21 protein-coding genes and 1 pseudogene are annotated in these 24,934 nt (G+C 36.5%); 11 read left to right on the forward strand and 11 right to left on the reverse strand.

What is annotated here, in order from left to right; translation table 11 throughout:
- Window positions 1-265: 265 nt before the first annotated feature.
- Window positions 266-1,447 (forward strand): MFS transporter, encoded by a 1,182-nt coding sequence (locus tag ACERII_RS20010; protein ID WP_373644672.1) that lies wholly within the window; start codon window positions 266-268, stop codon window positions 1,445-1,447.
- 135 nt (window positions 1,448-1,582) lie between these two features.
- Entirely contained in the window at window positions 1,583-2,308 is a 726-nt protein-coding gene (locus ACERII_RS20015) for a TVP38/TMEM64 family protein (RefSeq protein WP_373644673.1), read from the forward strand.
- A 40-nt stretch (window positions 2,309-2,348) separates the two neighbouring features.
- Here the strand turns inward: ACERII_RS20015 and ACERII_RS20020 are convergent, their stop codons facing one another.
- Window positions 2,349-3,173 (reverse strand): hypothetical protein, encoded by an 825-nt coding sequence (locus ACERII_RS20020; RefSeq protein ID WP_373644674.1) that lies wholly within the window; start codon window positions 3,171-3,173, stop codon window positions 2,349-2,351.
- Window positions 3,174-3,342: 169 nt separating this feature from the next.
- On the opposite strand from ACERII_RS20020, the gene ACERII_RS20025 reads away from it, so the two are divergent.
- From ACERII_RS20025 to ACERII_RS20035, 3 genes are all read left to right on the forward strand, one after another.
- The gene (locus ACERII_RS20025) at window positions 3,343-3,864 is read left to right on the forward strand and encodes a YwpF-like family protein (RefSeq protein ID WP_373644731.1); all 522 of its coding nucleotides are present in this window, start codon (window positions 3,343-3,345) and stop codon (window positions 3,862-3,864) included.
- Between the two features lie 86 nt (window positions 3,865-3,950).
- Window positions 3,951-7,049: a GNAT family N-acetyltransferase gene (locus ACERII_RS20030; RefSeq protein ID WP_373644676.1), complete on the forward strand. Its 3,099-nt coding sequence runs from the start codon at window positions 3,951-3,953 to the stop codon at window positions 7,047-7,049.
- Window position 7,050: 1 nt separating this feature from the next.
- Window positions 7,051-7,923: an amidohydrolase family protein gene (locus ACERII_RS20035; RefSeq protein ID WP_373644677.1), complete on the forward strand. Its 873-nt coding sequence runs from the start codon at window positions 7,051-7,053 to the stop codon at window positions 7,921-7,923.
- Window positions 7,924-8,080: 157 nt separating this feature from the next.
- On the opposite strand, the gene ACERII_RS20040 is transcribed toward ACERII_RS20035, so the two are convergent.
- Window positions 8,081-8,470, reverse strand: a complete 390-nt coding sequence (locus tag ACERII_RS20040) for a YhjD family protein (RefSeq protein ID WP_373644678.1) — start codon at window positions 8,468-8,470, stop codon at window positions 8,081-8,083.
- 182 nt (window positions 8,471-8,652) lie between these two features.
- Complete coding sequence (gene ric, locus ACERII_RS20045) at window positions 8,653-9,366, reverse strand: iron-sulfur cluster repair di-iron protein (RefSeq protein ID WP_373644679.1); 714 nt, start codon at window positions 9,364-9,366, stop codon at window positions 8,653-8,655.
- An 87-nt stretch (window positions 9,367-9,453) separates the two neighbouring features.
- On the opposite strand from ric, the gene ACERII_RS20050 reads away from it, so the two are divergent.
- A complete protein-coding gene (locus ACERII_RS20050; protein WP_373644680.1) occupies window positions 9,454-10,245 on the forward strand; it encodes a peptidylprolyl isomerase in 792 nt (263 codons plus the stop codon).
- Between the two features lie 231 nt (window positions 10,246-10,476).
- On the opposite strand, the gene ACERII_RS20055 is transcribed toward ACERII_RS20050, so the two are convergent.
- Entirely contained in the window at window positions 10,477-10,671 is a 195-nt protein-coding gene (locus tag ACERII_RS20055; protein WP_373644682.1) for a hypothetical protein, read from the reverse strand.
- Window positions 10,672-11,112: 441 nt separating this feature from the next.
- On the opposite strand from ACERII_RS20055, the gene yhfH reads away from it, so the two are divergent.
- Window positions 11,113-11,244, forward strand: a complete 132-nt coding sequence (gene yhfH, locus ACERII_RS20060) for a protein YhfH (protein WP_373644683.1) — start codon at window positions 11,113-11,115, stop codon at window positions 11,242-11,244.
- 201 nt (window positions 11,245-11,445) lie between these two features.
- Here the strand turns inward: yhfH and ACERII_RS20065 are convergent.
- Window positions 11,446-11,583, reverse strand: a pseudogene (locus ACERII_RS20065) (hydroxylamine reductase); the annotation flags it as partial.
- Between the two features lie 281 nt (window positions 11,584-11,864).
- Here ACERII_RS20065 and ACERII_RS20070 point away from each other — a divergent pair.
- Window positions 11,865-12,623: a DUF3891 family protein gene (locus ACERII_RS20070; protein ID WP_373644684.1), complete on the forward strand. Its 759-nt coding sequence runs from the start codon at window positions 11,865-11,867 to the stop codon at window positions 12,621-12,623.
- Between the two features lie 61 nt (window positions 12,624-12,684).
- On the opposite strand, the gene ACERII_RS20075 is transcribed toward ACERII_RS20070, so the two are convergent.
- The 3 genes from ACERII_RS20075 to ACERII_RS20085 all read right to left on the reverse strand — a co-directional run bounded on the left by ACERII_RS20075 (window position 12,685) and on the right by ACERII_RS20085 (window position 18,163).
- Complete coding sequence (locus ACERII_RS20075) at window positions 12,685-14,982, reverse strand: thiamine pyrophosphate-dependent enzyme (RefSeq protein ID WP_373644685.1); 2,298 nt, start codon at window positions 14,980-14,982, stop codon at window positions 12,685-12,687.
- The gene (locus ACERII_RS20080) at window positions 14,982-15,995 is read right to left on the reverse strand and encodes a 2-oxoacid:acceptor oxidoreductase family protein (protein ID WP_373644687.1); all 1,014 of its coding nucleotides are present in this window, start codon (window positions 15,993-15,995) and stop codon (window positions 14,982-14,984) included. Before ACERII_RS20080 ends, ACERII_RS20075 begins: the two co-directional genes overlap by 1 nt.
- Window positions 15,996-16,738: 743 nt before the next feature.
- Entirely contained in the window at window positions 16,739-18,163 is a 1,425-nt protein-coding gene (locus ACERII_RS20085; RefSeq protein WP_373644688.1) for a C40 family peptidase, read from the reverse strand.
- Between the two features lie 216 nt (window positions 18,164-18,379).
- On the opposite strand from ACERII_RS20085, the gene ACERII_RS20090 reads away from it, so the two are divergent.
- Both ACERII_RS20090 and ACERII_RS20095 read left to right on the forward strand, forming a co-directional pair.
- Window positions 18,380-18,907: a type 1 glutamine amidotransferase domain-containing protein gene (locus ACERII_RS20090; protein WP_373644689.1), complete on the forward strand. Its 528-nt coding sequence runs from the start codon at window positions 18,380-18,382 to the stop codon at window positions 18,905-18,907.
- A gap of 39 nt (window positions 18,908-18,946) precedes the next feature.
- Window positions 18,947-19,897, forward strand: coding sequence for an alpha/beta hydrolase (locus ACERII_RS20095; protein WP_373644690.1), 951 nt, complete (start codon window positions 18,947-18,949; stop codon window positions 19,895-19,897).
- On the opposite strand, the gene ACERII_RS20100 is transcribed toward ACERII_RS20095, so the two are convergent.
- The 3 genes from ACERII_RS20100 to ACERII_RS20110 form a co-directional block, all read right to left on the reverse strand.
- Window positions 19,860-21,017 carry an MFS transporter gene (locus ACERII_RS20100; protein ID WP_373644691.1) on the reverse strand — a complete coding sequence of 386 codons (1,158 nt, stop codon included), beginning with the start codon at window positions 21,015-21,017 and terminating at the stop codon, window positions 19,860-19,862. The genes ACERII_RS20095 and ACERII_RS20100 overlap by 38 nt on opposite strands.
- Window positions 21,018-21,338: 321 nt before the next feature.
- Window positions 21,339-22,610 (reverse strand): L-lactate MFS transporter, encoded by a 1,272-nt coding sequence (locus tag ACERII_RS20105; RefSeq protein ID WP_373644693.1) that lies wholly within the window; start codon window positions 22,608-22,610, stop codon window positions 21,339-21,341.
- 464 nt (window positions 22,611-23,074) lie between these two features.
- The gene (locus ACERII_RS20110) at window positions 23,075-23,278 is read right to left on the reverse strand and encodes a hypothetical protein (RefSeq protein WP_373644694.1); all 204 of its coding nucleotides are present in this window, start codon (window positions 23,276-23,278) and stop codon (window positions 23,075-23,077) included.
- 108 nt (window positions 23,279-23,386) lie between these two features.
- Here ACERII_RS20110 and ACERII_RS20115 point away from each other — a divergent pair, with 108 nt between their 5' ends.
- Entirely contained in the window at window positions 23,387-24,934 is a 1,548-nt protein-coding gene (locus ACERII_RS20115) for a spore germination protein (protein WP_373644695.1), read from the forward strand.

A 24,934-nucleotide genomic window follows, 5' to 3' on the forward strand; every position in this document is an offset into this window, starting at 1 on the left:
TCATACCCCAAAAATTGCAAACAAACAATTTCCTTTCACGATGTTTGTAACATGTTATAATGTTTCTATTGCTCATTTTAATTAGTGAATGATTTTACAAATATTGAAAAGTATACTTAATAAAAATAATTAATTATCGTTAACGTAACTATTGAGGGAAGACTATAGAAATGTGGAGAAACAAACCCGCTGTATTTTTTAGGATTTTTAAAGACTTATACCTTTATACTTTGTTTGGACGATAGTGAAAGGACCGGTTAAAATAATGAATCCAATTCAAAAATTAAAAGGGATGCTGTTTTTCTTTCATGCATCCATGTCACTAATTATTGGTTATATGCCTGTTTACCTACAACAACTCGGCTTAAATGGCTCACAAATCGGAGTGTTACTAGCTGTTGGTCCAGCTGCGGCTATTATTGCGCAACCATTCTGGGGCTTCATGAGTGATAAATGGAAGACAGTCAAACGGGTGTTATTAATTTGTTTATCATGTGCTCTGGCTACAGGCTTTTTACTATTTCAATTAACGGAATATTTATTGCTTATACCCATCATGTATATTTTCTTTTCCTTTACATCTCCCTCTGGTGGACTTGGAGACAGTTTGGCGCAGAAAGTTTCTTCTAAAAATAAAGTATCCTTTGGAAGCATCCGTTTATGGGGTTCCTTAGGCTTCGGCGTTTCCTCACTTGTTAGTGGATTCATTTTGGCTCAAATTGGCATCACAAACATTTACTATATTTATGCAGCGTTTTTATTTATAGCTATTTTGTTTTGTTATTCATCACCTGACAGTGAACCTTCGAAAAAGCCAGTTCAATTATTGAGTGCTTTGAAGCTGTTAAAAGATAAAAAGCTAATGTTATTTCTCGTAATGGTTATGACGATCGGATTAACACACCGTATGAATGATTCCTTTTTAGGTTTATATATTGTGCAGTTAGGAGCAGATGAATCGTATATTGGTATTGCGTGGTCTATTGGAGTTATTACAGAAGCACTTGTATTTGCATTTAGTATTTACTGGTTTAGACGTGTACATCCTCTAACACTTATAAATATTGCTGCGGTTTTATATTTTGTGCGTTGGTTGCTTATGTATTTAATACCGAACCCTAATATAATTTTAGTCATCCAGCTTTTCCACGGATTTACTTTCGCCATACTGTATTTAACTGCATTTCAGTTTGTATCTAAATTAGTACCAGAAGAATTAGAATCAACAGGTCATTTACTCTTCATCTCTATGTTTTTTGGTATTTCTGGTGTTGTAGGATCGTTGCTCGGAGGAAATATTATGAATGTCTTTGACTTAAGAACGTTATACTTTGTTATGGCCGCTTTAGCTGCGGTAGGATTCTTTGGATCACTTCTGTATCGAATAATCTATTTCCGTAGTGAAGAAGGTCAAAAAGATCGAGCTCGATTCAAAGCGATGGAGTAACATACTACCCAAGAAGTATTCTTTTTGTGGATAAAATCATGTATGATGATATTATCGTACATGATTTTATCATTTAAAAGCAGATTACGATATAATTAGTATAACGAATGCATCTTTTTGTTTGAGTGTAACAAGATGGAAAATATATTAAAAATAGGTGATGAGATGAAAAAAGGAATCCTTATGTTAGTAGGGTTCGGAATAATTTTATATTTAATTGATTGGGAATGGGTCGCTCATCTACGTCAGGAAGATATGGAGTACTTTACTGGGGGAGTTATTGATGGTTTAGGATACAACCTTCTATTAATCACTATGCCACTGATGATCGTTCAAGGGGTTATTACCATATTCCCAGTATTGTTATTGATAATTCTTCACTTTTTATCGTTCGGATTAATTCAAGGATTTTTTATTAGTTTACTAGGAACAGTATTAAGCTCGTTATTTTGCTATTGGTTAACGAAATCTTTTAGCTCAAAGTGGGTGGACCACTACTGGGAAAAACGAAAACATAAATTGAATCGCTTTGTAAAAATCTTTACACATTATGGTGTCTTAATGATTATCTTTTTCAGAAGTGTGCCGTTTATACCAAGTAACCTTATTTCCATTGCAGCAGCAATAAGCCCTATTCATTTCAAACAATATATTTGGTCTTCCATATGGGGAAATATCTCCATGATTTGGTTGCTGAGTATCCTCTCCGCTCCGATTTGGATGTCTGACTCTATTTTTCTTCCCTATCTTTCTAGTTATTTAGCTTATGTAGTTATCCTATTAACGTATTACGGAATTCGCTATCTGCGAATAGAACGGTATGAATTAGAAGGAAGACGGAGCTTGGAAAAGGCAAGATAATAGATTAGAAGGTGTGTATGTTCCCATACACACCTTCTTTTTATGTCTTCTTTCTGACAAACTTAGCAAACTTATACATTACAAACCTATGAATCCAGCCTTGGCTCATTCGGTATACTAACCAAGGTAGTGATGGTTTAAAGTGGGTGAGAGCAGTGTATAGGTATGAGTTATTCTTCGATTGTACAAACCAAAAACGACCGATAGGACAGTGAACGTTCGCTTCTCTATTTAGAAAACCACCTTTTATTTTGATCTCTGTAATATGGTAAGCTTCTAGATGATGATTTGTTTCAAGAGTGAGAAGCGGTTTCTTCCATCCTAATACATGAAAGGAGGAAGTAGAAGAGACAGTATGGACTTTAATAATCCCCTTTGTAAACTTCTGAATCCACTGAAAATACTCATTCACCCATTCTTCTGTATTTTTCTCAACAGCTATGTCTACTTTTTGTATAGATGTAACACTTTTTTTATTCATATCGTTCTTGTGAGGAGGGTATGCTTTCCAAAACTGTGAACATAATTCGGATGTAGGTACGTCGAATGGAATGGGCACAATACGTTGTTTTTCCAAACGATATAGGGGTTTATGATATATTTTTGATGCGTGTTGTAGTATGATGATCATCATTTCTGTCAGTTTCCATGGCTGGCCTTGGATCATTTGATCGTTTGAACAGAGAGTATCTGCTAGTATTATTTTATCAAAGGTATGAAACAAGGTGGAAATACTATCCCAATTGTATGGCATTGTCTGGTATTCTTTTGTATCATTAATTGTAATAATGGTGGCTGTTGTTAGTTCTTTTATGTTGTGTACATCATCGTATTTACTTGTAATAATTGCCATGCGACTGCTCACGTTTGTACCGTCCTTTTCCTCTTTTTGCTCACTATATCATGAAGAAACTAGAAGGAAAAGGGTATGTGATTTCCATTTTTATCAAAAGATAAAATAGTAATTTTATGATGTTGGAAGGAATCCATAAGTCTTTTGACGAAATGTTACAATTGTAGTAAATATGTTGGAGGTGTCTAAGTTGAAAACCTTTAAATTGTGCTCGTTAGCTATGTTGTTTGATAATGAACAAGAAAAAGATTATCGTCCATTTCGAGGTAAAGATATCCCTATTGTTGATGGGTTAATCATTAATAAAGAAGAAGCTCAAAAGAATTGGCTATTAGATGCTGTGGTTACGAAGGAATGGAAGTCTTTTTTTGAAGATTATTTAAAGCGAAGTGAAAAATTTATGGCGGAAGTAACGATTACGAAGCGAACAAATGATCCTGCGACACTTGTTTGTGAAGTAAAGTCTGTAAGAGAATTGAAAGACCATTATAGTGTTCATTTGGAGGGGATTCTTGTTGTGAAAAAGGATGACCTTTCGGATATGTTACTTAAAAATTTAATAAGTGAAGGATTTACGGGTGATGAATTATTTGAAGAATTTAAACGAAGAAAAAAGGACCGGGGTCAAGCAATTCAAGGAATTTTAACGAATGCTTACGAACAAGTGAAACAAAAAGGGTTTTATGATTCAGGAACTTCCTAATAAGCAAAACGTCTTCAGGCTTGAAGGCGTTTTTTTAAAGAAACATTCTTTTCATATGAGTTCAAAGGGATAGGGGAGAATGAAAGGTGAATAACAATAATCAAATAGTAGTTGTGAATTACGAACCGAATTATGCGAAAACTGTGGCCCATATGTGGAACGAAAGTCGGGCAGGCTGGGGTGGTCATGGTGATATTCGTACAGAGGAACAAGTACGGATGGAAGAGGACAACTCCACAAATATAAAAACATATATTGCTTTACATAACGAAGAGGCTGTTGGGTATTGTGGTCTTTCCGAATATCGCGAAGATGAAGGTGCCTTATATGTTCCTCTTTTAAATGTACGAACCGATTTTCATGGTAAAAAGGTCGGGAAAGAGTTATTGCTGACTGCGTTAGAGGAGACGATGAAGCGAGGATGGCCAAGGTTAGATTTGAATACGTGGCCAGGGAATACGAAGGCTGTTCCCTTATATAAAAAATGTGGCTTCTTTTGGGAAAATCGGGATGACTCTGTTCATTTAATGAATTTCATGCCTACTGTGTTACGTACTGAAGCATTCACAGATTTTTTTCAAAAAGCAGATTGGTATAGCGATAGTATACGAGAAATTGAAGTAGAACCAGATGGGGAAAAGGTTGGGAACTTTGAAATCTATGAATATAAGTGGAAAAAAGATGATTCCTTCTTACATGTGCAAATTGAAAAAACGGGCAGAGGTATTTGTACTGTAAAGACAGACCAGTATTCAATTAAGATGGAGTTAGAAAGTCATAAGATTGTCTTTGGAAAAGCTTATCCTGTTCGATTTACTGTAGAGAACTTTACGAAGGAACCATTACATGTTTCCGTTGTGGGTGAAAACAATAAGAGTATTCAATTTGAGTTAAGTAACGAGTCAGTAGTAGAAAAAGAAGGTACTATTGATGGTAGTTTTTTAGCTTCTACTGCAGATGATCAGAGTACAAAGAAAACACATCCTTCTGTTGTTGCTACGGTTTCCATCAATGGTAAGAGCATTCCTTTTAAGATGGGAGTACTGCCGATGGTTCCTGTAAAATGTGTAGGGAAAATACCCGGAACCTTTAGTTCTTTAAACTCAAAGCAAACAGCCTATATAGAGCTTACAAACAATTGCACTTCAGATGTGAAAGTGCGTTTTAATCTTCCTTCGCATGAAGATGTTGCTTTTGAGTCACTTGAATGGGAATTACAGTTGAAGCCAGAGGAACGTCATACCGTACCGTTATCTTATGTATTACATAGGAGTGTGTTTTACCATGAACTGGTAAGGGTAGAAGTTCTCCTGGATGGGGAAGAGACGGTTCATTATACTGAGCCGATTAGCATTCCATTTAACACTATCGGTAGTAGGTTGTATGGAGAGTGTAGGGAGTATTATCACTTGTTTTCTGGTTTAACTCATGTTGCTTTAAAAAAGGAAAATAATGAGCTGTTTTACGAACGTGGTCGTCAAAATAAAAGTGACTATTACTTTTATTATCCGAAGCTTGGAAAACCTTTTTCAGAGGAATATTCCATGATGAAACCTGAGTCTGTTGAATTTTACGATACAGATCGGGTAGGGATGAAATTGTGTTATCCTTCTCGAGATTTTCCAGCGTTAACTCTGTCTCGTGTGATTGAACTTACTGGGGAAGGTCTTATGAGTCAGGAATATATTGTTGAAAACAATAGTGATGTTTCTGTTTCAGATGTACATCTTAATGAGTCATTGCGCTATTCATTGGCAGATACTTATATTCCATATGATGATAGCGTCATTCATAATCAAGGTACACTGAATTCTGAAGTGAATGTGTGGGAAGAGAAAAAGATTTCAGAAAACTGGTTCTTTTCTCATGCCGATGATGCAAAAACAGCATTGATATGGGAAGGAAAAGCCTCTATCCATTTCCACCACTGGCATATTCACTTTTTTGAATACCAGTGGGAAACGATGGAGCCTTCTACATATGTACGCTCAAACAAGTTATGGTTCGGACAAAATGTTTTTTCTACTGTGGAAGAGGTTCGAGAATTTGCGAAGCAAAAGGAGATTGTCTCTATTGTTGATATAGAGGAACCCTTATCGCTTCAAATGAAACAAGGATCTCCTATCTTAGAAAAAGACGGAACTATTCGTTTTCAGAGGAAAACCCAAAAGAATGTAGAAGTAGATTTGGTTGTCTGTACAGACCGCCAAGAGGAAATAGAATCACTTGTTATGCCAGAGTCCGAAAACTGGTCTACTTGGGATGTACCTGTGTCAGTAGAAAAGGAAATTACCCCCGTTTATGTGAAGGGTAATTTATCCGCTCAAAAGATAGAGAAGCGAATGCTGCTTTATCGTACATCGGGATCCCATGTGGAGACGAAAGTGGAAGAAGTGGAAGGTCATCAGTCGTATGAACTAAATAACGGTGTTATTTCTATTAAGACTGCGCCGAGCTTTTTTCCAGGGTTTTACTCCCTGCGAGATAAGGAGACAGAGTGGCTTGCTACTTCATTTCCTACTGCAAAACCTAAGGGATGGTGGAATCCGTGGGTAGGCGGACTTAGTTTTGGGATTTCTTATTTACTACAAAGAAAGATGATTGCGTTGCCTTCACAAGTGAAGTTTGTCACGGTAACAGATCAATTTGAAGATAAATGGACTGGAATTGAAATAAGTACAACAGTAAATGATCATCCTAAATATGAAGGGCTAATTTTTCATCAATTTGCGGTTACTCGTCCTGGTCTGCCCGTTTTAGCTGTGTTCACTGGGATCGAGCAAAATATCGGACATCATTTTTATGGAACAACACAGCACACGTATGTTAATTTAGCGGAGGGTAGTAAGCGGGGAGATGTAACACTTTCGTTTGAAGATAATACGGTTCCGATGCTTCAGCATCATGATCATGAAACAGAGATGTTTGGCCTAAAGGATATCCTTGTGGAAAGAGCGGGAATCGCAAATAAATTACATTTTATTCCCAGTGCAGAAATGGAAGATGTGACTGCTTATATGAGTCAACATGTTATTTGGGGTATTGGTGAACAGCTTTTGTCTACGAAAACAGGGGAGTTCGAATTGACAGCTCCGCACTTCTTGATTTTTTCAAAGGAAGCGTATTCGCTAGATGATTATAAAGAACTTCGAGGATTAAAATTTAATGTACGAGAGGATGGCTGATGTGAAAATTATAGATGCACATATACATTTATCACATATCCATTCTTTTTACGACACAGCGAAAAATCTGTCTCATGTTGATTATTCTGTTCGTGGTTTAAAAAAAGAAATGGATGACAATGAAGTAGTATTAAGTATTGGAATGGGCTTAAGAGAAATGGAGGGTGGAGATGGTTTTCCGTGTTCCAAGCCATCTACTCCGATGGGGTTAGATATCATGAAAAAATCAGATCCACGCATTGTTTATTGTGCGGGGGTCAACCCGTATCGTTTAGGGAGAACAGATTTATCCAATTTGGAGAAATCATTACTGAATCCTGATGTGGTGGGGATAAAAATTTATTTAGGATATTATCCTTTTTATGCTTATGATTCTGTTTATGAACCAGTATATGAGTTGGCAAAGGCGTACCGCATGCCTGTCGTATTTCATAGTGGTGATACATACTCAGAACGTGGCCTGCTGAAATATGCTCATCCTCTGACATTAGATGAGGTTGCCGTTCGTCATCGTGATGTGAACTTTATTATGGCTCACTTTGGTGATCCGTGGATGTTAGATGCAGCAGAGGTTGTATATAAGAACCGAAATATGTTTGCAGACTTATCTGGTCTCATAGTGGGAGATGCAGGGAATGTGAAACGAATTATGAATACACCGCATTTTTTCGATCATTTCAAACATGCTCTTGCCTTTTGTGATCATTATGAAAAATTCATATTTGGCACGGACTGGCCACTAGTTCCGATGGAGCCTTATATCCATTTTGTAAAAACATATATGCCGCCATCGTCGTGGGATACTGTTTTTTATAAAACAGCAACGGAGGTATTTCCTAAAATAAAAAGTAGGATAGCAGAGTTACGCTACTAAGGTAGATTCTGAATCGCTGGAGAGGAGTGTGGATATAACAAAAAAACACATGTGATTTTCTTGTGAAAGTACATGTGTTTTGGCTTGGGGATGAAACGTATTTTTGCACTATTCAATCCTGTTTAGACTAGGCCCTGGAGTAAAAAAATCTAAACATTTACGCTTCGGGAAAGGGATGTTCCGTATTTTGTGTTGGTGAACCAGTAAAAATAGTAGCAATTCGATGACTTACTTGGTTTTTTAAATGGGCATTTAAATATTTGGCTGTTAATACATAGCCACGGAAAAAAATAGTATACTCCGAGAAGGTATCATCGTGCTCATTTAATTGAATTTTTAAGCCGATATTTTTCATTTTTGCTTTTGTGGTGTACAATTCCTTACTAATTTCTTGGAGGGATCGTTCTAATAATCGAATGTATGGGTCTTTCAGCTTCATAGGCGACTGATCGATTTTCGTCAGATCCTTCTCTAAAACTTTTCGGGCCAACTCAAATAAGATGTACGACTCACTTAGGCTTTCTTCCTCTGGTGTGAGTTTGGCCATAGAAGTTCCCCCCTCTTGATCAGAATAAATGAGTAATGGTTCGTATATTTATATCATATGCAAATACAATTAAGAACATGTGTTCTATTTTCATTTTACTCTTTCTAATCAAATAGTCAAGAGGGGAATCCGTGAATTCACAAAACGTTCGGGGACCTGGTCCCCGAACGTTTTGTGAATTTTTATACTGCTTCCTCTTGTAAACGAGGGAACAAAATATTATTTTCTAAATGTACATGCTGGAACATATCTGATTCTAATTCTTCTAATCGTTTAAAAGTCATTTTGTATGTTGTACAAGCACCGCTAGGTAATGTAAAATCAGAAGTGACATTTCTAATTTGCTTTAGGAGTGAACCGGCTTCTTCGTGCTCCGATTCGAGCTCGTGAATTCGGCTTAGAGCTATGTCTCGTTGCTGTTGCCCTGGATTCATATCATATTGACGGATAGCAGGGAAGATTTGTTGCTCTTCTTTCACCATATGTTGCTCAAGCTCCATTTTTAACGTATGGAATAAACGATGCAACTCGCCAAGCTCAGGATGAGTGTTCCCATGAACACGGTAGATTTTTGTTACATAGAAACTTAAGTCTGGTAATTCCTCTGCAAGATAGCCGTGATGACGATGGATAACATGATCCATAATGGAAGAGTATGATTCCTTCGTCCAATCGTTTGAGTCGAGTGATTTCATTTCACTAGCTTGGTCAAAGAGAGATTGAAGCTCGTTCAAGAATGTTTCTTCGTGTAAGCCTTTTTCAGTTAAGGCTTCGTGTATAGGGCGGTTACCTCCGCAGCAAAAGTCAATTTTATGTTGTTTAAATAACTCGTCTGATCGTGGTACTTGTATAACAATTTCTCGTACTTTCGTATCGCGTGTAAAGACAGTTTCCATCAAAATTCCTCCTTTAGTAAGTTACCTTTATCATACGGTGAATGAAAGATATTGTCGGTGATGTGGCTCACTATAAGAAGAATGATGATGAAATTATTGATAGGAGAGAAAACAGAGATGCAAACAAAACGCTTATTATTTTTTATGATGATTAGCTTTATGCTGGTACTAAGTGCTTGTGGTCAAGGGAACGTTGAAGGAAATGACCAAGGACAAACAGGAGATCAGAATCAAGAAGAAGCAGGTAACAACACAGTAGATAATCAAGATGGAGAAGACGCGTTAACAATTGATGACTATCCACAATTTACTGATACAGTAGCAGAGAATGAAAGGGAAGCCATCATTCACACGAACATGGGATCCATTCATTTGAAATTGTTCCCTGAGCATGCGCCAAAAGCAGTAGAAAATTTCCTTACGCATGGGGAAGAAGGGTACTATGATGGTGTTATCTTCCATAGAGTTATTAAGGATTTTATGATTCAAGGTGGAGATCCTGAAGGAACTGGACGTGGCGGACAAAGTATTTATGGTGGACCATTTGAAGATGAGTTTTCTTTACAGCTAGTTCATTTGCGCGGGGCTTTATCTATGGCTAACTCTGGAGCTAATTCAAACGGAAGTCAATTCTATATTGTTCAAGCAGGGAATGCCCGTTTTAGTGCAGAACAGCTTGCAGAAGCTGGTTATCCAGAAGAGTTAGTAGAGAAATATGCAGAAGTAGGCGGAACACCGCATCTGGACTTTAAGCATACTGTTTTTGGTCAAGTCATTGATGGCATGGATGTAGTGGATGCAATAGCGGATGTAGAAACAGGAGCACAGGACCGTCCGGTAGAAGATGTAATTATTGAAACGGTAGAAGTAGTTAAATAATGGTATGAAAGAGAGCGACCTCCAGTGTGTAAAAAAGCTGGGGGTTGTTTTTCTTTCATGTGTGAGTAGCTCGGCAGCTCCCCACAGGAAAGGAATGGAATACAAACTAACAGAGTTAGTAATACTAGTTAAGTTTAAAAACAATTAACCCACGGATTTCCACGATAGACAATAAAATACAAAAAAGGATATACCAATAGATAACGGTACATCCTCTTTCTGTATGATTTTCTAATCACGGAAACAATAATAAATCATGATAACAAGTGTTCCAAACGCTAAAATAATAAAAGGTCCTTCCATTAACGATGATCCACTAGCTGCCCCATTTTCTCCATCTCCTGCAGCTGCTGCAAAAGCTGTTGCTAGTGGAACAAAAAGAAGGAGTAAAGTAAATAATGATGTCGTTAATAAGCGTTTTATCATAGTATGTATCCCCCTAACATTCCTTTCAATCCTACTTGTATATTATAGAATGCTTTTTAGTTATACGCAAATGAATCTTCTCTTTAGTGGATAGTAAATGATAAAAAGGAGCAACTTAAAAGTACAAATACTATTGACTATAATTTATCTAAATTTTCAAAAAAAACAGTGAATAAGCCCTTTTATATAAACATATACTGTTATATAATAAGAAGTGTAATATTTGATTAAATTGTCACAGATCGTCCATTTATAACATAGTCATGGTAATAACAGTAGCTAAAGTACGTATGTTTTAAAACATTTCTTTCACAAAACGTTCAAATTGTCTTATGATAGCCTGTTGAATTAGAATAATTGTTATACTACAATGTAATTAAGAACTTTGAGAAAAAACTTTGAGGGAAGTTAATCACAACTTGAGGGATGGAGGGAATTAATATGTTACAATCTAGTACTGAATTCTTTAGAAATTTACCACCAAAAGAATGTGCAAAGTGTGGGGATCAAATCGAAGAAATGGCTGACTGCTATTCTCACAAATGTGAGGACTGTGACGGAGAAATTCATTAAAGACTATGTATCCGCTTTCTGATTATTAGAAAGCGGATACTTTTTTGTTTTTAGAGAACCATATTTTTAGCCTGTGGATAACACTTTTTGTGTAATGGAAAGAAGTACAGCTTCAGGAACTACTCGATCGATGTCCTGTGATATTATAAAAGTGTAAGATCGCACTTTGCTATTCGCTTGTGATCTTAGGCGCTTGCGCTTATGTGTGGAATAGGCAGCAACACCTTTTAAGCCAAAGATAATCGTATCTCGTAGACTGGCGATATCAGGATCCTTTCCACAGCCCCCCATAATCTTACAGCCCTCTGTAGGTGTTTGTTCCCATGGATAACAAAACATATCCATTCTCTATAAATCCCCCTCTAAGTTGTTAATACTTCTTTAAAATACAGTTCTTCGAAAGAGTGAATCAGTGATATGGTTCACATCACAATAATGTTTGCAGACCTTGATATATAAGGATATCTCATTGTAATTTTTGCATAAAAGTAGCAACACAGTGATTTCAAACAATTGTACAGATTCGATTTTCTGAAATTTTATGAAATGGAAGTGTGTAAATGGTTTTAGCGATATAATAAAAGAATCCGTATGTAGCGAAGGGAAGGGGAGATGGTTCCATGATTGTAAGAGAAAGGAAAAAAGAGTTTATTGTCATAGAGCAACACGAGCACGCCATTATTTCAGGGATATTTGCGAAGAAGTGGGATGATCGATATTTTATTGGGGGAGAGCGAAGAAAAGATGTAGAGTTGGCTATTCAAAATCATGATGGGTGTTGGCGAGAGCTAGACAATCTGCGATTATATATACCTCAAAAACAAATACCCGCTTCTTTTATTAACTATCCATTGCTTCAAAAAATTGAAGCCTATCGGAACGGTGTAGATTCAATAGAAGGAGAAAATAAATATGCAGCTTTATTAATTAGTATGCATTACAGCAGTTTTTTTGAAAGTAAGTTAGACGAAGATGGGAGAGCTTTTAAATATGGAGAAGAGAAACGTCAAAGTAACTTGTATAAAACAATACATAATTTGGATGTAAAATCAGTAAATTTTCATTTTGACCTTCTTCAGTTTTGTGATAATTTGTCTCTTTATATCTGTATGAATGAATGGGGATGTAGAAAGGAAGAGGAAATCTCTTGGTTTAAAGATGGTTTCCCTCAAAAGTTAGAGCCTTTTGAAGGAGAGCGGTTTTATGCAACTTGGAAGAATGATGACACCGTTCAACTTACTCCATACCCATTTAATCAAGAGAGCGTAACTGTAGAAATCCCATATAAGCAAATCAAGCGAAAGGAAGCTAATGATATAGCTAAAATGTATAGTAAAATTCCATATAAAAGAAAATTAGTTACATTTGTTTCAGAGTGAAGGTTTGGCTCTAAAAAAAGAGGTTTCAAGACAATGCTTGAAACCTCAAAGACTAATATTCTTATACAAACGGTGTTTCGTGTTTTACTTTTAGTACTTTCCAACGACGAGCAACTTCGTTTTCAAATTCAGTTAACATTGGTTTGTTTTCTTCTTTTAATAGATGCTTTGTTTTCCCCATCATCTTTAACCACTCTGAAAGCTCAATTTGCTTTTTCTTTGCTTCTGGATCATATGTGATCGTTGTTTCGCCACGTTCCACTTCATAAATAGGGAAGAAGTTAGATTCAACAGCAGCTTTCATGATCTTTTCTCCATCACGGTCTTCTGATTTCCAGTTTAAAGGACAAGTGATAAGGATTTTCCCATAAACAAGCCCAACATTTTGAGCATACCATTGTGCTTTCGCTGCTTTTTTCACTAAGTCTTGAGGATAAGCTTCTGTTCCAGTGAACACATAAGGGATATTTGTGGAAGCCATAATTTGCGCTGTATCCTTATGGTGGAACGCTTTTCCTTGTTGTGTTTTACCTACAGAAGTAGTACTAGTCATGTGTCCTAGTGGTGTAGAGTAGGACATTTGAGAACCTGTATTCATATATCCTTCATTATCATATTCTAAAATGATCATCTTATGGTTACGAAGCGCAGTACCGATCGCAGAGCCCATTCCAATATCCATTCCTCCGTCACCAGTTACCATTACGAAAGTGAAATCTTCATCAATATCAATTTCACCACGTTCCTTCATTTCGAAGAATGCTTCTAATGTACCAGAAAGGGTAGCAGGTCCGTTTTGGAATAAGTTATGAATAAACGGTTGTTTATGAGACGTATAAGGATATGCAGATGTAACAACGTATCCACATCCAGTATGGAACAGAATTACTGCGTCTCCTTCAATTCCCTTAAAGAATAGCTCTAGACCAGGAAAGATACCACACCCTGGACAAGCGCCGTGACCAGAAGCAAATCGCTTTGGTTTTTGTGTTAATTGGCGCATAGGAGGGATACGTACTTTTAGCTTACCAGTTTCAGCATCTTCTGTTACATTAATTAAACCCGTTTTATATGTGTCGCCAGTCATTGGTTCAATTACTTGCTCTAACGCTTTCTCCGGGTCACCAGGAGTTTGTCCGTAATAATCAAACGGTTTTACTGCATAACCCATATCTGCTGCATCGATGGCCATTTGGAATAAGTTTTCTGCATCGTCTGCATAGAAGTCTTTCCCACCTAATCCGAATACTCTGCTCAAAACGATTGTTTGATTTTCTTTATCATCTTGTAATGCTGATTTTACTTCATGAGTTAAGTTAGCGCCGTTTCCACCGTAAGAGTCTGCACGCTCACCAATTAATAGAGCTTTCACATTTTTCAATGCGTTACGAATTTCCTCAGCAGGGAAAGGACGGATAATGTTCGGGCTAATGACACCAGCTTTAATCCCTTTTGCGCGAAGACGGTCTACAACGTCTTTGGAAGATTCGGCAGCAGAGTTTAGTAAAAATAAAGCAACTTCTGCATCTTCCATACCGTATAGGTCTAGCACTTCATAGTTACGTCCTGATAATTCTTCGTACTCAGCTGTAATTTCTTTATAGACGTCATATGCACGGTAAAGTGCTTCCGACTGTTGATAGCTATTATTTAATAAGTCATCGCCATTCATGTGAGCACCAATGGTTACAGGCTTTTGTTTATCAATGGAAACAGGGTATCCTTTTGGAGCTGGTCCAACAAATTCTTGAACAACTTCACGCTCTTTAAAATAATCTACTTTTCTCTTTTGGTGAGAAGTGTAGAACCCATCATATGCAACGATAACTGGTAACCTCACATCTTTATGTTCAGCAAGTTTCAGTGCCATAATATTCATATCGTAAACCGCTTGTGGTGTACGTGCTGTTAAAATAACCCAACCAGTATTTAAAGCATAGTAAAGGTCAGAGTGATCGCCACGAATATCTAATGGACCACTTACTGCACGAGTTACAAGGTTCATTACCATCGGAAAACGAAGGCCGGATTGTGCAGGTAATTGCTCAATCATATAAAGAAGTCCGTTTGCACTTGTTGCGTTAAATACACGTGCACCAGTAGTTGCTGCACCGAAACAGATTCCAGCAGAACCATGCTCTCCGTCTGCAGCAATTAATTCTATATCATGTATTCCTTTTGATTTCATTAAGTCTAAATATTGTGCAACTTCCGTAGAAGGAGTGATAGGGAAATATCCCATTATATGATAGTTTATTTGTGCTGCTGCCGTTGCTGCCATTTCATTACCCGATTCAAAGGTAGTTAGTTGCTCTGGCGCAGTTTTCGTCTTGTTTAAGTTATCTTCTATCATTGCCATTATTTAACCCCTCCTGTTACATATGGAAAGTTATGTTTTACTCTATTTTCGTCTGCATAACCCAGCATTTCTTCCATGTCCGCAAGTGCATCCGTAGGGCAAGCATCTACACACTTTAAACATCCCTTACAGTATTGGTAATCAATTCCTTTTAAGAACATTTGCTTACGACCACGTTTGTCTTCTCCTTCTTCCCAAACGAAACAGTAATCAGGACAAACCGTATCACAGGCTGCACAATGGATACATGTTTCAGAATTATAAGATGGAAGGAAGCCTTGGCGAGAACCACTTAAGTCTTTTAAAACACTGTTTCCTTGAGCGGTAATAATTCCCCCAAGTACTTGTGTTTCATATCCTAATCTAGGTTGAATTCTAGTAAACTCTTTGCTTGTAGCTCCTTCTGGAACTTCATATGTTTTAAATGTCACTTCATTATATCCACGCTCAAACGTACGGATGTTTGGTTCAACAAAGTGAGGGTATTTCTTCTCGAAAGTTCTACGGATAACATTTTTCATTTCTTCTGGATCTAAAAAGTCTAGTGTGCGGTATAATGCACCAAGCATTGCTGTGTTTACTTTTGTTTTTTCTTCGTTCGCAATCTTTAATGCATCCACAATTGCTAGCGTTCCATATTCGAGTTTTAAATCTTTTTTAACTGAATCAAAGTCACGCTTTGAGTTTACTAGCACAATGCCTTCTGCATCTAAACCGCTTACAACGTCTATCATTTTATAAAGTGCTTCATGAAACACTCCGATAACATGCGGTTGCTCAATTGGTGAGTGATCGCGGATTTCCGTTTCAGCATCACAATAACGCACGAATGATTTAACAGGAGAACCTTTTTTCTCTGATCCATAGGATGAGAAATTGGATCCGTTAAGGCCCAGTCCTAAAACTCCAGCTTCTGCTAGCATCTTTCCAGCTAAGTTTGCTCCAAGTCCGCCAATTGATTCTAGACGGATTTCAAAGAACCCTAACTCGTTCTTTTTAGGTAAAATAGACATCTAGTTATCCCCCTCATGTAAGTTTCATAACTCCCTACACGTATTATAAGCAATAAAAATAGTGTATGTGGTGATTTTAGTCACACTTTCACAAAATGTTAACATTTACTGATTAATACACATTTATTTACAGTAAAAAAAACCTTGTTTAATAAGGCTTTCTCAAACTAATTACTATAATACAGTTCATGTTAGCCTTATAACACAGAATATAGAGAGACAAGAGTGGGGCAAATAGTTGGTATTACTATCCTTGAGGTATATAAGGGTGGTAAGTACGGTGTAATGTAATAAAGATAGAAATCTAACGTTGTAGTGATAACTTCGCACCATGGAGTACAGTTCGTCTTGGTTAGAAGATTAGATTAGGCAAATAAAACATGACGCCTAGTTTTTATAGTTGCATTTTTTAAAACGTTGCCATGAAAAAAGGAAAATGACACATGAGAATATCAAATCTCAGGTTTACTTCAAAGGTGCCAACAAGCCATTCACAAGCAAAAACACATGAGATTTCACAGCAGCAATCACATGTGTTTTTTTATTGTTTTATCAGTGTTTTATACTAAATAAATTATCTACACTTTGGTTATGTTCCAGTCCCAATTAAAGATGCGAATTATACTGTATGTTTGATTGTGAAAGTTGTGTGTTGTAGCGTGTGAAATTGCCTGCATTTTTCTGTTTTGAATCACTGAAGTAAACTCGTTTAAATATCTAACCGTGTGCTTAAAAAATATTTACTAATAACGTTTTGCACCAAGATAGCGGTTACCCCAATACGTTTCGCTTAAATAAGATACCTTTACACCAGCAGTAGCGTCTGTATGAATAAATGCTCCGTCACCTAAATAAATTCCCGCATGAGATGGACCTTTTTTGTAGGTTTCAAAAAAGACAATATCTCCTATTTTCGGATTAGATACAGATGTAGTCACATTCCATATCCCATCAACCGTTCTTGGCAGATTTTCATCAATTTGATTAAATAAGTAAACTAGAAACCCGCTACAATCAAATCCAGCAGGAGAAGTTCCTCCCCATACATAAGGTGTACCAATAAGTTCATGGGCTCTCTCAATAATGGAATTCATAGAAGGTGTATTTGTATTCGGTAAAGTAGTGGTCGTAGTTTTTTCTTTCTCAGTTTGCTTAGTTGCTTCTACTGATTGGCTGCTATTTTGGCTTTGGTCCTGATGATTACGATTGTCAGCTATTTTCTTTAAGTCATTTTCTTGTAAAAATGAAAATACTTGATTTCCTGCGAGACCATCTACGATTAAGTTATGCTCCCGTTGCAAGGTCCTTACCGCTTGCTGAGTATGACTATCGTAAACACCATCTAGCTCTCCCTTATAATATCCAGATTTTTGTAATAATTCTTGCAATCGAATAATCTCATCATGAACATCACCATATTGAAAGTAACTAGGGCGGTTAGCTACTTTGAATGTATCCTCCACTTCATAGTTGGTTGGAGAAATGTATAAATAGTTGTCATGTTCATTATATGGACGATAAATATCAGAAGGTTGGTTTGGTATGTCTTTGTTCCTTTCTTCCGTAACAGTTTGCTTTGTTCCCAGCAAATGTACGAGCGTTTCAAAAGCTGCAATCCCGTTAATAGGTAATCCATTTTCTTTTTGGTACAGTTTTAATGCTTCTTTCGTTTTGTCTCCAAATATCCCGTCAATTGTAAAGACATAATATCCATTTTCAGATAGATATTCTTGAATGGTTTTTACTTTTGGGCCCGTATCCCCAAGAGCTAACTCTGTGTCCACTGGCCAGATGCTTATGGAGTGAGAAGCAATTTTTTCATCTGTTTCTATCCGCTCTTTCGTAACCAATCGAAGAGGGGGATTTGTTTGTTTTTGTAAATCATTTGTATTTCTTTTTGATAAAGAGGAGGAGACATATTTATCTTCTTTTATTTCTAGACTTACATTGGTATCTAAATAGGATAAAGAAGGTACAACAACTAGTGACTGCTTCAATGTTAGTTGTTCAGCAGTATCTGTAAAAAGAGGAGGTTGATAATTAACAATAGATTTTAATTTATCCTCTTGCTCCATTTGACCTGAGAGAATGGGAGCTAATGCAGCTCCAGCCACGACAGAAGTAAACAAAGCCGTACCTTTATGGCTCTTCATGTTGTTCTTTGACAATTGTATACCCTCCCATTGGTTCAAACATGTGTTTAAGAAAAATTAAAGACTAGCTAAAGCTCTGTGTTTTAAGAGATTCAAAACAAACAAATCGTCTACGAGAAAATAGTATGTTTTAGGTTAAAGGTTTAGAACAAAAGAGAAGATGGAATCATGAAAATAAGGGGAGAAACATTCCGATAAGATTTTTAATTTCCAATTTGAAAGGATGATTTCATGAATACTGAACTTAGAGTGTTGTCTGTGGTGGAGGATGAATTTGAAGATTTAGAACTATTATATCCTCATTATAGAATGCAAGAGGCAGGAGCGATATCTCATATTGCAGGGATGGAGAAAGATAAAATATATTATGGGAAATACGGTGTTCCTGTAAAACCAGATTATAGCTTTGAACAAATCACAATAGAAGAGTATGACGCCTTACTAATTCCAGGTGGATGGGCTCCGGACAAGCTTAGAAGGTATGAGGAAGTGTTAAATATGGTTACATTTATGAATGAGCATAAAAGGGTAATAGGACAAATTTGTCATGCCGGATGGGTATTAATTTCAGCAAATATACTACAAGGAAAAAAAGTAACGAGTACCCCTGGTATTAAAGATGATATGGAAAATGCTGGGGCGATTTGGCATAACGAAGAAGTTGTAGTTGATGGGCATATTATTTCTAGTCGTCGTCCTCCGGATTTACCAGCCTATGGCAAAATACTTGCGGAAACGCTTGTTCATTTGCAAAAATAAAAGTACTACATTCATCACAGAAGGAAGTGTGGAGAAAAGATGGAGGAAGATTACTATTGGATCGAAGCAATAAAAAAAGCAGATTTTTCATTTGAAGAGATCAACCCGCACTTTCACCATAAAGCGTTACAGTCGTATTTATCCCATTATAGCTTTGCCATAGACAAGGTAGATGAATATAGATGTGGCTTCGAGAAGATCAACAGAAAAAATCACTTCTATCAATTTTTCTTAAAAAACAATCCGAAAGGTACCATTTACTTAGTACATGGGTATTTAGACCATAGTGGAGGATTAAGTAAAACAATTAATTATTTGTTAGAAAATAAATATCAAGTTATTGTATTAGATTTACCCGGGCATGGCTTTTCTTCAGGAGAAAAAGGGATGATTGCTAGCTTTGATGATTATCTAATTGCTGTTGAAAAGGGGAATGAATTAATTCGTCGGTACGTAAATGTGGAAGAAGTAGTCGGTCTTGGTCATAGTACGGGTGCTGCCTTATTATTTCATGCACAGTCTGAAAGAAAAGTGGAGCTTGATGGTCTGTTATTAGTGGCACCACTTTACTATCCATTTCGTTGGAATTTATATCGACGATTCTTATTGTTTTCAGGAAAGGTTGTATCTCAAAAAAAACGATCGTTTAAAAGGAACTCGACAGACTTGGTTTATCGGCAATTTGTGAAGCACGATCCACTTCAGGTGAAAGTATTGAAAGCTAATTGGGTAATGGCACTAGAGGATTGGCAAGGACAATTTACGGATTGTCCTGGGTCTTCTCTTCCAGTCTACATTTTACAAGGTACTCGGGATACGACGGTAGACTGGAAGAAAAATATATATTTTTATCAAGAAAAATGTGGGCACATCCAGGTAGCATTATTTGAAGGTGCAAGACATCAGTTATTAAATGAAAGATACGATGTTCGAAATCTTGTTCAAGGGAGAATTAATTCATTTTTATCTGATATTTTCTCTCCTTTTTGAAAACAAGAAAATAGAATAGGATAGCTATTACGAACATAGCAATTCCACTCAAAAGAAGAGGATAACCAAAAGCTTGGGACATAGCACCTGCAAAACTGGAGCCGAATACTACACCAAGTGAAAATGCTCCATAAAAGATACCAAATGCTTTCCCACGTGTTTCCATTGTTGATATTTCTAGTATCATTCGATTCATAGATGGGAAAATGAAGGAGAATCCTATTCCGTAAAAAAACATAATGAACGTCATGAACTGAATGGATTGCAATAAGCTCAAACTGATGAGGGAAAAACTAATAAACCCCATTCCTATAAGGATAAACGTGGTAGCTTGATACTTATCAAATAATCGATTGATAGGTGATAAAAAGATAATGATAGCGACAAGGCCAAAGCTGCTTAGTAATAAACCGGTTACAGCCGAGCTTAAAGAAAGAGCTTCTACTTTTAGTGGTAATGAGTAGGTAAGAACCCCCATACTCATCATAAGTGCAAAGGCACTTAATGCTGCTTGTATCATAATTGGGTTTTTAAGTAAGGGAACCATGTCTTTTATTTTCACTTGTTTTTTATTTTCCGTTGTTAACGATTCTTTTAACAAGATTAACGAAAGTAATGATGTGAGTAAAAAAAGAATAGATACACTATAAAAAACGGCAGAGATTGTAAAATGTGAAGAAATAATCCCTCCCATGGCAGGCCCAATAATTGCAGCTGTTCCAATACAAGCTCCAGAGAAAGCCATTGTTTTCCCACGACGATGTGAGGGTGCTAAATCACCTAAATAAGCAAATGCTGCTGGGATGAGAGCTCCTCCTGCTAAACCATGAATAAAGCGGACAGAAAATAACCCCCAAGGTGTTTGGATAAAAGGGTAAAACAGAAGAATAATAGCAACAAAGATCATGCCTATAAGAAGTATTCTTTTTCGACCGTAACGATCGATCCAATGACCAGAAATTGCATTTCCAATCATATTGGAAAAAGAGTAAATAGCAATAATAATTCCTGTGAAAAAGCTTGACGCACCAAGACTGTGGGCGTATGTGGATATAATCGGTAACTGAATAAAGGTATCTAAAAATGCGACAATAATGATTGTATATAAAAATAGCAGCATAAAACGTTCTCCTTTTCACAATCTCTACTATCACTATACAATATCCACTTAGGTCAAGCAAAGTGTTAGAATAGTAGAGGGGTGAACCATGTTGCAAGAAATATATTTAGATTATAATGCAGGTACGCCTATCGATAATAAAGTGGTTGATGTAATGTCTCGTTTTTTCTATGAACACTATGGAAATCCGACTACTTCTCATTGAGCTTCTACTTATGCCAAAGAAAATTAGAAGTAGCTACTTGTATATCTGATACTTCAAGATGAAATAAAAACACTTGAGAATTACCTTCTCAAGTGTTTTTTTTAATGAATATTGGATTAGCTTGCGATTTCACCTTTTTGTAACTTTGCTTCTTGTTGCTTTTTAATACGAGCGATATCAAAACGTACTAATATAGAAACCACGAGAGCTACGATAAACATTGCACCGAAAATGTACATCATAATTTGATAGCTACCAGTAACTTCACGTAATTGTGCGGTTAGAATAGGACCAACTAATCCAGCAGCAGCCCATGCTGTTAATATATATCCATGAATAGCACTTAGCTGTTTTGTACCAAATAAATCACCAATATATGCTGGGATTGATGCAAAACCACCACCGTAACAAGTAATTGCTGCAAAGATAACAATTTGGAACATAATAGCGTGACTTATACTAGGAAGTAAAAAATATGCTGCAATTTGAATAGCAAAGAATGCTAAATACGTATTTGGTCGTCCAATTACATCAGAGAATGATGCCCAACCAATACGACCAAGCCCGTTAAATACTCCGATGAGACCAACCATTGTAGCAGCTGCAACTGCAGTCATACCAACTGTTTCTTGTGCAAGTGGAGATGCTACAGAAATAATGGCAATACCACAAGTAATGTTAATGAATAGCATAATCCATAAGTACCAGAATCGTTTTGTACGTACAGCTTCATTTGCTGTTAACTGTGCTAAATCCTTTTTGATTACTTTTGAACCACTTGTTGCATTAATATCGAATCCTTTTGGTGCCCATCCTGCCTTTGGTGGTTCTAAGTATTGAGCTGAAGCCATGATAATAACAAAATAGGAAGACCCTAAAATGAAGAATGTTGTTGCTAATCCTAAAGAACTAATTAAGGAAGCCATAATTGGACTACTTACCATGGATGCAAATCCAAACCCCATAATAGCTAGGCCAGTAGCCAGACCTCTTCTATCTGGGAACCATTTTACTAAAGTTGATACAGGTGTAATATACCCAACACCTAATCCAATTCCACCAAACACTCCATAGAAAATATAAAGAAGATAAATATTTTCTAATAAGATAGCGAAACCGGAACCTGCAATTCCAATTCCAAAGAAACAAGCTGATAAAATTCCAGCTTTTCTTGGACCGTATTTTTCAACGAAATGACCTAAGAATGCAGCTGACAAACCGAGAAATAGAATTGCAATACTAAATGTTAACTGTACAGAAGATAAATCCCATCCGAATTGCTCTGTAATTGGATTTGTAAATACACTCCACGCGTATACAGACCCGATCGAAATATGAATTCCTACTGCTGAAAGTGCAATAAGCCAGCGATTTTTGGTTTTCTCCATTTGTTATTCTCCCTTTCAAGGTAAGTGTATCTCGGGTGTTTTTCAACATTTTAAATAAGAAACTTTATAAAATGGACATACTTATAAAATTGCATAGATGACCCAAGAATACTTTAGTTATATTGTGTGATAAACTCACATCTTTTATAGTTTCATTGTACAGTAAATCACAAGTATAAAAAGAGAGTAAACATGAAGATTTATTGAACAACTTATGGATATTTTGTTTCATTTTTTGGATCTACCCTGAAAATACGTGGGTTCATGGTAGTCAAACTTATCTAGTATGACTAACTTTGTTGATTAATATTACATTCGCTCCAGTCCTCTCCTTTCCTGTGGGCAACGGCGTCATGTCGCCGACCTGGCTCCCGTCTGCTACGGTGTCTCTTCGATTCTTTCCAATAAACTATATATGAACTTGTATGAATGTAATGGAAAATAATAGAGCAAATAATACATGTCTAGGATGGTCCTGAACCGTCTTGTTTTTCTGTTATTTTCTTAATATCTTTCATAGGTTGAAATTTTATCTTTTTTTCAGTGATGCTAAACCAAAAAAGAATGGGAGTAATAATATTAAAGGCGAAAATGAAAATAAGGATAGTCCAAACAAACCATTCTGTATTAAGAATGTACTTGTATATCCATAAATCGTATATAGTCATCAACATCGACTCCTATTTTGTAGTATGTTATAAATTTTTTACATAAAAAGTATGAAATATCCAAATTGATAAATACTATGTGGAGATTTATGGATAGGAGATAAGTGAATGACTATACATAAAGACGAGATAAAAATGGTTCATTATGATATTCGTTCAAATACCCAACATATAGAAAAAACTCTTGGCAACAGTTCTGACGTAAAAAAACGGGAGTTCACAATACACCAATCATTAAAATTGAAATGTGTACTCTTTTATATTGACGGTTTAGTAAATGAAGAAATTATTGAAAACTCCATTATTTCGCCTATTATTACTCGTAGTTATGCAATGGATCACGGTAGTGTTTCAATGGAAACATTCTCTGAACAATTTATTGCTAATCCGTCTGTTACAAATGTTACTACTTTGCAAGAAGGATTAGACGGGATGTTAGCAGGGGATACATTATTGTTTGTTGATTCTTTTGATACTGCCTTTTTATTAGCCACAAAAGGATGGGAAAATCGAGGGGTTAATGAGCCGCAAACGGAACCGGTTGTACGAGGCCCAAAAGATGGCTTTATTGAAAATATACGAACGAATACTGCTCTTGTGAGGAGACGAGTGAGAGACAATAACTTTCGTCTCGAAGCTCTAACTATTGGAACAAGATCAAAAACGGATGTAGCAATTGGATATATTGAAGGAATAGCAAAAGATGGATTATTAAAAGAAGTTCGAGATAGGCTAAATAGAATTGAAATCGATGCTGTATTAGAAAGTGGATATATAGAAGAGTTAATTGACGATGCACCGTTATCTCCGTTTCTTACCTTGCAAGGGACAGAGAGACCAGATAAGGTGGCAGCTAGTTTATATGAAGGTCGAGTAGCTATATTTGTTGACAACACGCCGTACGTCTTATTAGCTCCTACACAATTTTGGTCATTTTTACATGCGAGTGACGATTATTATACCAATTATTTAATGGGTTCCTTTTTTCGTTTTCTTCGTTACTGTGCATTTATCATCAGTTTAACTTTGCCTTCTATATATGTTATGTTAGTAAGTTTTCATCAAGAAATGATACCAACTCCATTAGCAATTGCAATTGCAGCGGGGAGAGAGGATATACCCTTTCCTGTTTTAATGGAAGCACTCATTATGGAATTTGCCTTTGAGCTAATGAGAGAAGCTGGTTTACGTATGCCGAAACCTATTGGTCAAGCGGTTAGTATCGTAGGGTCTTTAATTATCGGACAAGCAGCTGTAGAAGCTGGAATCGTGTCTCCGATCATGGTAATTATTGTAGCTACTACAGGTATTGCATCATTTTCCATTCCAAATTATGACGCATCATATTCTATTAGGCTTTTACGTTTTCCAATTATAATTGCTTCTGGAACGATGGGCTTATTAGGGTTTGCTGGGGTTTTCACTATTTTGGCATTACACGCACTATCTCTTCGTTCATTTGGTGAGCCTTATTTAGAGCCACTTATTCCACTTAATGCATCAGATCAAAAAGATACAATCATTCGTGTTCCTTTCTGGGCGCATAAAAAAAGGCCAGAAACAGCTAAGGATAAACAAAGGTTAGGAAAGGAACAAAAGCCGAGTCCTACTAAATCAAAAAATGAGGAATCTTCTTCTGATAAAAATAGCGAATAA

The organism is Evansella sp. AB-rgal1, assembly GCF_041820985.1.
Taxonomy (GTDB): domain Bacteria; phylum Bacillota; class Bacilli; order Bacillales; family Salisediminibacteriaceae; genus Evansella.

Bases quoted from the DNA above. Each gene is read 5' to 3' on its own strand.
- ACERII_RS20010 (WP_373644672.1), top strand. From the start codon at position 266: ATGAATCCAATTCAAAAATTAAAAGGGATGCTGTTTTTCTTTCATGCA.
- ACERII_RS20015 (WP_373644673.1), top strand. From the start codon at position 1,583: ATGGAAAATATATTAAAAATAGGTGATGAGATGAAAAAAGGAATCCTT.
- ACERII_RS20040 (WP_373644678.1), bottom strand. From the start codon at position 8,470: ATGGCCAAACTCACACCAGAGGAAGAAAGCCTAAGTGAGTCGTACATC.
- ric (WP_373644679.1), bottom strand. From the start codon at position 9,366: ATGGAAACTGTCTTTACACGCGATACGAAAGTACGAGAAATTGTTATA.
- ACERII_RS20050 (WP_373644680.1), top strand. From the start codon at position 9,454: ATGAAATTATTGATAGGAGAGAAAACAGAGATGCAAACAAAACGCTTA.
- ACERII_RS20055 (WP_373644682.1), bottom strand. From the start codon at position 10,671: ATGATAAAACGCTTATTAACGACATCATTATTTACTTTACTCCTTCTT.
- yhfH (WP_373644683.1), top strand. From the start codon at position 11,113: ATGTTACAATCTAGTACTGAATTCTTTAGAAATTTACCACCAAAAGAA.
- ACERII_RS20070 (WP_373644684.1), top strand. From the start codon at position 11,865: ATGATTGTAAGAGAAAGGAAAAAAGAGTTTATTGTCATAGAGCAACAC.
- ACERII_RS20075 (WP_373644685.1), bottom strand. From the start codon at position 14,982: ATGGCAATGATAGAAGATAACTTAAACAAGACGAAAACTGCGCCAGAG.
- ACERII_RS20080 (WP_373644687.1), bottom strand. From the start codon at position 15,995: ATGTCTATTTTACCTAAAAAGAACGAGTTAGGGTTCTTTGAAATCCGT.
- ACERII_RS20090 (WP_373644689.1), top strand. From the start codon at position 18,380: ATGAATACTGAACTTAGAGTGTTGTCTGTGGTGGAGGATGAATTTGAA.
- ACERII_RS20095 (WP_373644690.1), top strand. From the start codon at position 18,947: ATGGAGGAAGATTACTATTGGATCGAAGCAATAAAAAAAGCAGATTTT.
- ACERII_RS20100 (WP_373644691.1), bottom strand. From the start codon at position 21,017: ATGCTGCTATTTTTATATACAATCATTATTGTCGCATTTTTAGATACC.
- ACERII_RS20105 (WP_373644693.1), bottom strand. From the start codon at position 22,610: ATGGAGAAAACCAAAAATCGCTGGCTTATTGCACTTTCAGCAGTAGGA.
- ACERII_RS20110 (WP_373644694.1), bottom strand. From the start codon at position 23,278: ATGACTATATACGATTTATGGATATACAAGTACATTCTTAATACAGAA.
- ACERII_RS20115 (WP_373644695.1), top strand. From the start codon at position 23,387: ATGACTATACATAAAGACGAGATAAAAATGGTTCATTATGATATTCGT.